Below are 10076 nucleotides of genomic sequence, written 5' to 3' on the forward strand. Positions count from 1 at the left end.
ATTTTTTCGGCGCTGCTGACACACCGTCGGTGTCGCTCTCGCGGCCCGCCCCTGTATTGGCAATTACCCGAAAAAAGGGCGGACTCTGCTGCCACCGAAGAGGCTATCTCCGGCGGCGGGAGGAATAGCTAGCCGCCCATCTGCTTGACGATTTGGTCCATGGCGGCGGCAGTGGCGGCGACGGCATCGGCGGTAATGCCGGCGATATCCTGACTGGTCTGGGCGGCGAGGGCGGTGCCGCCGGCACTCGTCACCGCATTCAGGCTGGTCACCGCGGCCTGGGTCTGGGCATTGAGGGCCTGGGTGATAGCCGCGGTTTGCGCATTATAGGATTCACCGATCGTCGCCCTCTGCGCGCTCACGGCGATAGCTTCGGCATTCTTGAGAGCGGTCAGTGCGGCGGCGCCCGAATTGGTAACACTGTTCATCAGGTTAGAGTTTGCGGTCGCGTTTTCGAGGGCCAGTCCGGACGAATGGGCAGCGAACTGATACAGCAGCCCCATGGCGAAGGCGGCGGAATCGTCAATATTTCCGGATGTGAGAGAGCTTGAGGAACTGGGGGGAGTAGACGAATTTATGGCCATATTTATATCCAATTTATAAAAATGCTAAAAGCAAGAAAATATATACTTAAAGTTGCCGAACTATGATCAGGATCATGGCAGGCTTTCCGCGTCCAGTGTTGGCGAGGGATCTGCTGGCGCAGGAACCGGGGTCGCCACGGGCGTTTCAACTTCTGCCGGTGAAACCGGTGCTGCCGTTGTGTCCGTATCAGTTTTTGCAGCTGCTGACTGCTGTGTCGCCGCGCCAGCGGCAAGGGCGAGCAGTTTTTGCAGATAATCGAGGCGTTCATTCAGCGATATTTTTTCAACCTGATCTGCAAGGCCGGTCCGAAGCAGACCCCCTGCACCAGCAGCAACCGCCGCCGCGCCGAGGATATTGAGATGCTGTTGGTTGGCCACTGCGTTCTGGGTTGCCATCCCAGCGGAATGCGCAAGATTTAAGTACATAGTTGCCATTGCTTTTGAAGTAGAACTTCCAAGTACAATTTCGTTAGTAGATAAAATTGAATTTTTAATTTGGTAATCGCTTGCATTATCGACCATTATATTTATCCAGTATTTTAATTAATATATATTAATACTTATAAAATAATTATAATTATGAAAAAATCAATTAAATATTAAAATATATTAGTATTAATCGAATTATATAAATATAAATACTAATATCGATGAAAATACATACACACGTATAAAATAAATAAAAAATAAAAATGCACTTTAAAAGGGAATTTCAATGCCCAAATGATGAAAGGTTGATCGGCGGGACAAGCTTTAGACAGCCAAGACCGGATCAAATTCCAGAACCTGAAATTCATAATTTATGGGGGTAACTGTGGATCATGACAGGCAGGCAGCACGGCAAACATCCATCCCATTCACTGTTCAGTCAGAACAGGACTGCTCTCTCAAATTTTCAGGGGAACTATCAGATCAGCCCCATCCTCTAACGTCTTCCCCGCATCCGATGGCACCCGAAAACTTAAAAGCACCCGAAGAAAATTCTGGGTATCCAGAAAATTTCTGGGAGGCATGGAACTCTCATAAGGAGTATTTGATTAGGCTCAGTATGATGTGGATGAATGTGTCCGCGGCGGATGCCGAGGACGCTTTTAGTGATGCGACAATCCGGGCCTATGAGAAATATGCGGTTCACGCTACCCAGATTAGCAATGAGAGGGCCTGGTTTGCCCGCCTGCTTCATAATATCTGTATCGACAAGCATCGGTCGAATACGCGGGTTCGAAATCTGCATGATAAGATCAAGGACATGAGTGTTATTGATTTTTCTGCGCTTGAGACAAGAGCCTTGTCGCCGGAGGGGTTGCTGCTGAACGCCGAGCTTGGGCGGACCTTGACGAAAGCGGTCTCCGACTTGCCGGTCCGCCTGAAGGCTCCGGTTATCTTGCGCCTTGTTCAGGGGGAAGAGTATGACGACATTGCCAGGGCCCTCGGAATTTCGAATGACAATGCGCGCAAACGCGTGCAACAGGGCCGTGTATTGCTACGTCAATCGCTTGCTGAATTGCGGGCATAATCCCGCTCCCCGGCGCCGTTTTATTTTATTTCACTATCGACAGCGCCCGGTCAAATCGGGTAACGATGTCTGTGAGTACAGGATCGGCGCATAGCTGAGATACGTAGCTGGGGAGCTATTTTTGATGAGAAACGGCAATGCCACGCGAGACGATCGCGTGGATACGGCACCCTTAGTGTCGGACGAAGTAAAATTTACGACCTGTTACATGTGTGCCTGCCGCTGCGGCATAAAAGTACATCTCAAAGACAATCAGGTTCGCTATATTGAGGGAAACCCGGATCATCCGGTGAACCGTGGCGTCCTTTGCGCTAAGGGCTCGGCCGGGATCATGCAACAGAATTCCCCGGCAAAATTGCAAAAACCTCTGTTACGGACGGGCGAGCGCGGCGCCGGCACCTTCAAGGAAATTGAATGGGACGAGGCGCTCGCACTTGCCAGCGAATGGCTTTCCGATGTCCGCGCCGATGACCCATCGAAGCTCGCTTTCTTTACCGGTCGCGACCAGTCGCAGAGCTTTACCGGCTGGTGGGCGAAACAGTTCGGCACCCGGAATTTCGCCGCTCACGGTGGCTTTTGTTCCGTCAACATGGCCGCCGCCGGGCTCTATAGCATTGGCGGCTCCTTCTGGGAGTTTGGCGAGCCTGACTGGGACCGTACAAAATATTTCATGATGTTTGGTGTCGCCGAGGATCATGATTCCAACCCGATCAAGATGGGGCTTGGCAAGCTGAAAACCCGCGAGGATGCGAAATTTGTCTCCATTAACCCCATTCGCACCGGCTATTCCTCTATCGCCGATGAATGGATTGGAATTCGGCCCGGCACTGACGGGCTTTTCGTCATGGCGATCATTCAGGAATTGCTCAAAGCTGACAAGATCGACTGGAATTACCTCATTCGCTATACCAATGCACCATGGCTGGTCATTCAGGCCCCCGGTGAGGCGGAGGATGGTTTGTTCGCGCGCGGAGAAGATGGCAAGACGCTGATTGCCACTCCCGACGGCACCATCGTATCAGCCGAGGCGACGGATGTCGATCCGGTCCTAGTTGGCGACTATACGCTCCCCTCCGGTCAAAAGGCGGTTCCGGCCTTTCAGTTAATGGCGGAACGCTATCTTTCCGAAGACTATGCCATTGAGACCGTTGCGGCACAAACCGGGATTGATGGCGGCACTATCCGGCGGATCGCGGCGGAACTGGCCGAGGCGGCGTTCGATGAGGAAATTGTTCTCGACATTCCCTGGACAGACTGGGCCGGACGGCGGCAGGAGAAAATGATTGGCCGCCCGGTTTCGATGCATGCCATGCGCGGCATCTCGGCGCATTCCAACGGATTTCACAGCTGCCGCGCCATTCATCTGCTGCAAATGCTGTTGGGTACGGTTGATGTTCCGGGCGGATTTCGGCATAAGCCGCCCTTTCCTAAACCCTGTCCGCCCGGTCCGGCACCGGCGGGAAAGACAACCGCCGCCAACACACCGCTTGACGGTATGCCGCTCGGTTTTCCCAAGGGACCGGAGGATTTGCTTGTCGATGCGGCGGGTAATCCGCTACGTATCGATAAGGCCTATAGCTGGGAATTCCCGCTGGCCGCCCATGGACTGATGCATACAGTCATCCGCAATGCCTGGGCCGGAGAACCTGCGGAAATCGATGTGCTGTTTATGTATATGGCTAATATGGGCTGGAACAGCTCGATGAATGTGCCGGATACTGTCCGCTACCTGACGGATAAAAAACCCGATGGCAGCTATAAAATTCCGAAAATCATCTATTCCGATGCCTATCATTCGGAAACCGTGGCCTATGCCGATCTGGTGCTGCCTGATACCACCTATCTCGAACGCTGGGATTGTATCTCGCTGCTTGACCGGCCGATTTCGAGCGCCCATGCGGCCGCGGATTCTATTCGCCAGCCTGTCGTTGCTCTCGATCGCGATGTGCGCCCGTTTCAGGATGTGCTGCTTGATCTTGGGGCGCGATTGCAGCTTCCGGGCTTCGTCGATGAGGCGGGCGCGGCCCAGTATCCCGGCGGCTATTCGGATTATATGGTCAACCATGAACGGGCACCGGGGCTCGGTCCCCTTGGCGGCTGGCGCGGCAAGGACAAGTCCGGCGAGGGACGCGGACCGGTTAATCCCGATCAGCTCCAGGATTACATCGATAACGGCTGTTTCTGGACCAAGCATTTCACCGAGGAACAGTCCTACTATAAATTCGCCAATAAATCCTATCTTGACGAAGCGACCTACATGGGCTGGATCGCAGCGCCCGAGCGGATCGTGATGGAGATCTATTCCGAGACCCTGCAGAAATTCAGGCAGGCGGCAAATGGCTTCGGAGACATTCAGCCGCCCGAGCATTTGCGTGGGCGGGTCGCCCGCTTCTTCGATCCGCTGCCGATGTGGTATGCCCCCTTTGTCGAGGAAGCGGTGGAGAGGGCCGATTTCCCGCTTCACGCCGTCACCCAGCGGCCAATGCATATGTATCACAGCTGGGGCGGGCAGAATGCGTGGTTACGCCAGATCACCGATCAGAACCCATTGTTTATGCATGTCGAACTCGCGAAAAAGCATAACATCGCTGAGGGTGACTGGGTGTGGATAAAATCCTCTTATGGCCGCGTAAAGGCGAAGGCGAAACTCATGACCGGCGTCAACAAACAGACCGTCTGGACCTGGAATGCCATCGGCAAACGTAAGGGCGCCTGGGGTCTGAAGGAGACGGCGCCGGAAGCTGAAAAAGGCTTCCTGCTCAACCAGATCATCCCGGAATTGCTGCCACCACGCGACGACGGCTATCGCTATTCCAACTCCGATCCGGTGACGGGGCAGGCGGCCTGGTATGACCTGCGGGTTAATATTGAGAAATGCGCTCCTGCCGACTGCGGCGAGACTCTGCCCATGATGGCGGCGCAAGGCTCGCTTCCCGGCGCAGTGCCACCCGTCGATATCTTGAGATACGGCGCGGCCCTGAAAGGGACACCAAGCGGCCGGGAGCAAACTGCTCACCGGGAATGGATCGGCAACCGTGATGAAATAGCCGACCATGTCCAAACTATTAAGCCGGGCTACGGCAATAAAATAAAAGGACTCGCGGCAGAGGAAACAGAAGAATGACATCACTACCAGTAAACCCGCCAAAGAAGAAGCTCGGCCTGGTGATCGATCTTGATATCTGCGTTGGTTGCCATGCCTGCGCGGTTAACTGTAAGGAATGGAACAGCGGCGGCCATTCGGCGCCGATGACGGATACGGACCCCTACGGCAGCGATCCGACGGGCGTCTGGTTCAACCGTATCCATAGTTTCGAGGTGGAGAATGACGCTGGCGATGGCCGTACCGTTAATTTCCCCAAAAGCTGCCTGCATTGCGATGATGCGCCCTGCGTAACCGTCTGTCCGACAGGTGCCTCATACAAGCGTGAGGAAGACGGTATCGTCCTCGTCAATGCGGATATGTGCATTGGCTGCAAGCTCTGTTCCTGGGCCTGCCCTTACGGAGCGCGGGAGTATGACGAGGATGAGGGCGTGATGAAGAAATGCACGCTCTGTGTCGACAAGATCTATAATCCCAACCTGCCGCCAGAATCGCGGGTGCCTGCCTGTGTGTCAACCTGTCCGGTTGGCGCACGCTCGTTCGGTGACCTTGGCGACCCGGACTCCGAGGTCAGCCAGTTGGTCGCAGCACGGGGCGGCTACGATCTCATGCCCGAGCAGGAGTGCAAGCCGACCAACAAGTATCTCCCCCCACGACCCAAGAAGCTGGGAACGGCCCGCACCGATGTTCAGGCGCTAACCCCCGTCACTGATGGCTCCGCCGGGGTGATCGCCCGCTGGGTTGATAAATTTCTTTCCGCGTAATCGAGTAGACCCATGCATCCCGCAAAATCTGTTATCTTTTTCACCACGGCGTCCGGCGCTGGTTATGGACTATTATTCCTGCTGCTCGCTGGCACAATGCTGAATATCCTTGCCTTAGCCTTCTGGCCGCTGTTCATCGGGTTTGGTATTGCCTTTCTGCTGATCACAGCCGGTCTGCTATCGTCGACACTTCATCTAGGCCACCCCGAGCGGGCCTGGCGGGCGATCAGCCAGTGGCGGTCTTCCTGGCTCAGCCGTGAGGGCGTGATGGCACTTTTCACCTTTGCGCCAACCGGTCTCTATGCGTTGCACCGGCTGTTTTTCAGTGACCTTTACGGCGGTCTCATGCTGTTGATCGGGGTGCTCGGTCTTGTCTCGATTGCTGTGACTGTCTATTGCACCGCCATGATTTACGCGAGTTTGCGGCCCATTCATGCCTGGTTTAACCGCTATGTTCCGGCGGGATACCTGTTGCTGTCCCTGACCACTGGCGTGATCCTGCTGAATGGCCTGCTTGCGCTCTTTGGCTATGCAATCAGTTCCGTGGTCTGGCTGGCTATTATTCTACTGGTTATCGCGGCACTCTGGAAGCGGGCCTACTGGCGGTTTCTGGATAGCACGAAAAGCATCTCGACCCCGGAAAGTGCGACCGGGCTTGGTGAGTTCGGCACCGTCAACCTGCTGGAATCTCCACATTCGGAGGCCAACTACCTGATGAAGGAAATGGGCTTCAGGATTGCCCGCAAACATTCCGCCAAGCTCCGCCGGATCGTGATCGGTGCCGGATTTCTGCTGCCTGCTGTCCTGATGGTACTGATGTTCTCATTCGCGGGACCGGCAGCGGCGGCAATTTCTGTTGTTGCGGTGATTTCAGCGGGCATCGGCGTCGTTGTCGAACGCTGGCTGTTCTTTGCCGAGGCCCGCCATGCAGTCGGTCTCTACTACGGAGCAAGCCGCGCCTAAAAAAGAAAAGGCGAGCCGAGGCCCGCCTTTTCGCAGATAAATATCAGGTTCAGTGGTTAGCTTGCATGCTTAAATTTCGCCCGCTTAGCATTTGGACGCCCAGCATTCGAATTTGCAGCCTCATTTGCGGGCTTGCCAGACTTAAATCCCGGCTTGCCTTTATTTTTACTGACGGTTTTCTTCGGATATTTGCGGAATGGCTTGACGTCACCGCTATCATTCGGCTTATGCGGGGCGCGGGACGGACGCCCTGATCGTCCTGCACTATGCTTTTTCTTTTCCGGTTTTGCGGCGGGAGCGGGGAAAGGGTGATCGTCATCTACACGTACCTTTTGTTTTATCGTTTGTTCGACATTGCGAAGCAAATTGCGTTCACGTGGTTCGCAAATCGAAATGGCAATGCCGGTGGCACCGGCGCGGCCGGTTCTGCCGACCCGGTGGATATAGTTTTCCGGCTCCATCGGCAGATCATAATTAATTACATGAGTTATGCCGTTGACGTCAATCCCGCGTGCGGCGACATCCGTTGCGACAAGAACCGAAAACTGTCCGTTCTTGAACGAGCGAAGCGTCCGTTCCCGGGCCCGCTGATGCAAATCGCCGTGAATGGCGGCGGTCTTGATGCCCTCGACCTCATTTTTGATATCGTTGGCAAGAGTATCGGCGGTCGCCTTGGTGCGGACGAAAACCAGAACCCGTTCCTTGTCGCCCATGGCAAGAAGATGCATGAGAAGATCTTTTTTATCTGATCCACGCACCATCAGGACTGAATGATCGATACTGGAGGCAACGGCGTTGTCGCGCTTGGCCTCAACAAATTTCGGATTGTTCAGAAGTTTCTCGGACAGCTTCTTGATGGCCGGGCTCATGGTCGCAGAGAACATAACCGTCTGATGAGATTCCGGCAGCTTGCTGACGATCAAATTCACATCGTCGATAAATCCCATATCGAGCATGCGGTCGGCTTCATCGAGGATAATCGTCTCGACATTGTCAAGCTGAACCGTTCCGCGCTTCATATGGTCCATCAGGCGGCCGGGGGTCGCCACAAGAATATCAACACCGCGGGAAAGCTGCTGTAACTGCGGGCCGTAGGGCGCACCGCCATAGACAACCGTATGAAACAGCTTGATGCCGCGTGTAAAGACACGGATGCAGAGGCCAATCTGGCTGGCAAGCTCGCGGGTTGGCGCCAGGATAACGGCGGTCGGGCGGTTTGGCTTGGGCTTGCGGCGCTCATGCTGCAGGCGCTGCAACAGCGGTAGCACGAAAGCTGCCGTCTTGCCGCCGCCGGTTTCCGCGACGCCCATCAGGTCGCCCCCCTCAAGAAGCTCGGGAATGGCGCCCGACTGGATTTCTGTCGGGGTGCTGAAACCCTGTTTTTCAATGGCACGCAAAAGCGGCCCAACAAGGTTGAGCTCTGTGAATTCAGTCATTATTATTATAGTCCTCAAAAAACGTCGAATGGTTGCGCTATGGTGCTACGCAAACTAAAGGCCAAAAACAAGGTGAGAACCGTTTCTCCTTGACCTCATGTCGATCGTCAATAAAGACATCGGACTGGCAACAGTGACATGTCACTGCGGAAATACTGTTCATAAACCTGATACTTGGTTGCAACGGCCGAAACCGTTGGCACCGATACACGATGGTTTCCCATTGTGCAGTGCCATATGACCTGTTCAGAAGTGAATGTCAAGGGATTATGGGGCGGAATTCCTGCTTTTAATCTCCACCATATGCCCCTAACATAGCACCCGTACAACACTAAATAATCTTGCCGGAGGACAGTATTGGATCCGGCGGCGGAAGGGATGGCTATGGACTTACAAAACATGACGGATGAAGCTTTGCTGATATTTACGCAATACGGCCTTGATGTGATCGGGGCTATTATTATTCTGATTGTCGGGAATATTATCTCCAAGCAGGTTCCGGCGATGATGAAGAAGGTAATGGCCCGGCGCGGTATTGATCCAACGGTCAGCGGCTTCCTCGGGAGTCTTGTCAGGTTCACCCTCCTTGCCATCACAATCTTGTTGGTACTGGCACAGTTTGGGATACAGACGGCCAGCCTTATTGCCGTTCTCGGTGCTGCTGGCCTGGCCATCGGTCTCGCCCTGCAAGGCACTCTCAGCAATGTCGCCGGTGGGGTCATGCTGTTGATTTTCCGGCCGATCCGGGTTGGTAATTACGTCGAGGCGGGGGGGCATGGCGGCACGGTCAAGCATGTCGGCTTGTTCACCACCGAAATGGCGACGCCGGACAATATCCAGGTTATCGTGCCCAACAGTTCCGTCTGGGGCAATGCGATCCTTAATTACAGCTTTCACCCGACCCGGCGGATGGATCTGGTTATCGGCATCGATTATGGCGATGATATTGACAAGGCCCGCGGCATCATTGAACGGTTGGCGCTGGCCGATGAGCGGTCCCTCAAGGAGCCAGCACCGCTGATCGAAGTGGCGGAGCTGGCCGATAGCTCGGTTAATTTCACAGTCCGCGTCTGGTGCAACAACGCCAATTACTTCCCGTTGAAATTCGCCCTGACAAAGGCGATCAAGCAGACCTTCGACAAGGAGGGGATCAGCATTCCCTTTCCGCAACGCGTGGTTCATATGGTCCGCGAGGATGCGGAGGAGGAAGACGTGTCCGCGAAAAAGACCGCGGGCTGAGGTTTCGGGGGGCGGGGGTTCAGCCGTCGGAAACCGGTGTCAGGTTCCGCAGCTCACCGATGATGACATGGGCAAATTCATTTATGCGAAGTTCGGGAAAATCGCCCATCGAATCGAGGAGCGCGTTCACGTCCTTTTCAAGAATGCCGATGGTATTGATGATGGAATAGCCTTCGTTGGCCCAGGAAATCTTCTTCAGGTTATCGCCGAACCAGGTGCTGCCGGAACTTGTCCGTGCGACCTCTAGCAGTTTTTCCTCAGGAAAATTGAGGGCTTTTGCGGCCTTCAGGACCTCGCGCACAGCAATCACCGAGGTTGCGGCGAGCATATTATTGAGTACCTTGCAGGTCGTTCCGGCGCCGACATCGCCGAGATGCGTGACGATGGACCCCATGGCCCTGAACGCAGGCATCAGGTCATCGACCGTGCCTGCCGCGCCGCCGACCATAAAGGTGAGGGTGGCTTCCTCCG

9 protein-coding genes are annotated in these 10076 nt (G+C 54.8%); 5 read left to right on the top strand and 4 right to left on the bottom strand.

Annotation, left to right across the window (positions count from 1 at the left end):
- Nucleotides 1–128 precede the first annotated feature (128 nt).
- Together ACESNI_RS16950 and ACESNI_RS16955 are read right to left on the bottom strand one after the other, a co-directional pair.
- Nucleotides 129–584 carry a RebB family R body protein gene (locus tag ACESNI_RS16950; RefSeq protein ID WP_373089158.1) on the bottom strand — a complete coding sequence of 152 codons (456 nt, stop codon included), beginning with the start codon at nt 582–584 and terminating at the stop codon, nt 129–131.
- A 72-nt stretch (nt 585–656) separates the two neighbouring features.
- Nucleotides 657–1106, bottom strand: coding sequence for a RebB family R body protein (locus tag ACESNI_RS16955; RefSeq protein WP_373089160.1), 450 nt, complete (start codon nt 1104–1106; stop codon nt 657–659).
- 424 nt (nt 1107–1530) lie between these two features.
- Between ACESNI_RS16955 and ACESNI_RS16960 the strand changes: the two genes are divergently transcribed.
- The 4 genes from ACESNI_RS16960 to ACESNI_RS16975 all read left to right on the top strand — a co-directional run bounded on the left by ACESNI_RS16960 (nt 1531) and on the right by ACESNI_RS16975 (nt 6930).
- The gene (locus tag ACESNI_RS16960; RefSeq protein ID WP_373089174.1) at nt 1531–2100 is read left to right on the top strand and encodes an RNA polymerase sigma factor; all 570 of its coding nucleotides are present in this window, start codon (nt 1531–1533) and stop codon (nt 2098–2100) included.
- Between the two features lie 124 nt (nt 2101–2224).
- Entirely contained in the window at nt 2225–5224 is a 3000-nt protein-coding gene (locus ACESNI_RS16965; protein WP_373089162.1) for a molybdopterin oxidoreductase family protein, read from the top strand.
- Nucleotides 5221–5967 (top strand): 4Fe-4S dicluster domain-containing protein, encoded by a 747-nt coding sequence (locus ACESNI_RS16970; RefSeq protein ID WP_373089164.1) that lies wholly within the window; start codon nt 5221–5223, stop codon nt 5965–5967. The genes ACESNI_RS16965 and ACESNI_RS16970 overlap by 4 nt, the downstream gene beginning before the upstream one ends.
- Before the next feature lie 12 nt (nt 5968–5979).
- Complete coding sequence (locus tag ACESNI_RS16975; RefSeq protein WP_373089166.1) at nt 5980–6930, top strand: dimethyl sulfoxide reductase anchor subunit family protein; 951 nt, start codon at nt 5980–5982, stop codon at nt 6928–6930.
- Between the two features lie 56 nt (nt 6931–6986).
- Here ACESNI_RS16975 and ACESNI_RS16980 read toward each other — a convergent pair whose 3' ends face one another.
- Nucleotides 6987–8366 carry a DEAD/DEAH box helicase gene (locus ACESNI_RS16980; RefSeq protein WP_373089168.1) on the bottom strand — a complete coding sequence of 460 codons (1380 nt, stop codon included), beginning with the start codon at nt 8364–8366 and terminating at the stop codon, nt 6987–6989.
- Between the two features lie 384 nt (nt 8367–8750).
- On the opposite strand from ACESNI_RS16980, the gene ACESNI_RS16985 reads away from it, so the two are divergent.
- A complete protein-coding gene (locus ACESNI_RS16985; RefSeq protein WP_373089170.1) occupies nt 8751–9605 on the top strand; it encodes a mechanosensitive ion channel family protein in 855 nt (284 codons plus the stop codon).
- A gap of 19 nt (nt 9606–9624) precedes the next feature.
- Here the strand turns inward: ACESNI_RS16985 and ACESNI_RS16990 are convergent.
- Nucleotides 9625–10076, bottom strand: a 452-nt coding sequence (locus ACESNI_RS16990) for an NAD-binding protein (protein ID WP_373089172.1), incomplete at its 5' end; no start/stop codon positions are given.

Source organism: Sneathiella sp. (genome assembly GCF_041689005.1).
Lineage (GTDB): Bacteria > Pseudomonadota > Alphaproteobacteria > Sneathiellales > Sneathiellaceae > Sneathiella.